The sequence below is a fragment of the Bradyrhizobium nitroreducens genome (assembly GCF_002776695.1).
GTDB lineage: Bacteria > Pseudomonadota > Alphaproteobacteria > Rhizobiales > Xanthobacteraceae > Bradyrhizobium > Bradyrhizobium nitroreducens.
This window is the reverse complement of record NZ_LFJC01000002.1, coordinates 1-1,280: the sequence shown is the minus strand read 5'-3', so window position 1 is coordinate 1,280 and position 1,280 is coordinate 1. Positions and strand designations below refer to the sequence as shown.

At 59.8% G+C, this 1,280-nt stretch carries 1 protein-coding gene; it reads left to right on the top strand.

Features of this window, described 5'->3' with window-relative positions:
* The first annotated feature begins 82 nt into the window (after positions 1-82).
* Positions 83-1,168 (top strand): IS5 family transposase, encoded by a 1,086-nt coding sequence (locus TSA1_RS00010; protein ID WP_100174552.1) that lies wholly within the window; start codon positions 83-85, stop codon positions 1,166-1,168.
* The last annotated feature ends 112 nt before the right edge of the window (positions 1,169-1,280 follow it).

Below are 1,280 nucleotides of genomic sequence, written 5' to 3'. Positions count from 1 at the left end.
GCTCTAGCAGTCTGCTGAAAAACTATCGTTTTTGTCGGAGTTTCGTGATTCACTGATTTGCATTGGATCTCGGAGGCTGGGGATGCGTGGCAAGTTCGAGGATCAGGGTGGACTGTTCTCGTATGTTTTGCCTGAGGCGCTGGTTCCGAAGGACCACCCGTTGCGCAAGATACGAGATCTTGTACGTGCCGTTCTGAGCGATCTGAACCGGACATTGAGCGGGCTGTATTCGAAGGAAGGTCGTCCTTCGATCCCGCCCGAGCAGTTGTTGAGTGCTCTGCTGCTGCAGGCCTTTTATGGCATCCGCTCGGAACGACAGCTGATGGAACAGCTGGACTATAATTTGCTGTATCGTTGGTTCGTGGGGCTTTCGCCGGATGATCCGGTCTGGGACCCGACAACGTTTACGAAGAACCGTGCCCGGTTGGAGAACGGCGAGGTGTTCGCCAAGTTCATGGCGAAGCTTCTGAACCATCCGGATGTGAAGCCCCTGTTGTCGAGCGAGCACTTCTCGGTGGATGGCACGCTGATCGAGGCCTGGGCTTCACAGAAGAGCTTTCGCCCCAAGGACGGCAGCGGCGACGATGATGACGGCGCCAACTTCCATGGCCAGAAGCGCAAGAACGACACCCATGCGAGCACCAGCGACCCTGACAGCCGGCTCTATCGCAAGGCGGCCGGGCGAGAGGCCAGGCTTTGCTATATGGGCCACGCCACCATGGAGAACCGGCACGGGCTGGCGGTAGCCGGCAAGGTCACGCATGCCAATGGTACCGCCGAACGCCGGGCTTCAGAGGCGATGCTGAAGGCGAGACGCAAAGCCGCAGGCCGCCGCATCACCGCCGGTGAGGACAAGGCGTACGATACGGCCGAGCATGTCGACAATCTTCGTGCCATCGGCGTGACGCCGCATGTGACCCAGAACCAGGCCGTCACCAAAACCGGCAAGACCCGCAACAGCGCCATCGACGAGCGCACAACGCGGCACCCGGGCTACAGCATGTCCCAGTCACGGCGGGCGATGGTCGAGTGCATCTTCGGATGGGGCAAGCAGCATGGCACCATGCGCAAGACCAAACATCGGGGCATCGCTCGCGTCGCCGCCGACTTCCTGCTCAATCTGATTGCCTACAACCTCGTCCGGATACCCAAGCTCGTCGCAGGTTGAGGTCGCCGATCGGAGAGGCAATCGCCGCTCCGACATCAAACTTCCGACCAAGGTCCAACCCAAACGCCAATCAGCAACGAATTTGCCGGTTTTTCAGCAGACTGCTAGAGCG

Excerpts from the sequence above, each read along its gene's own strand:
- TSA1_RS00010 (WP_100174552.1), top strand. The coding sequence starts at position 83 with ATGCGTGGCAAGTTCGAGGATCAGGGTGGACTGTTCTCGTATGTTTTG.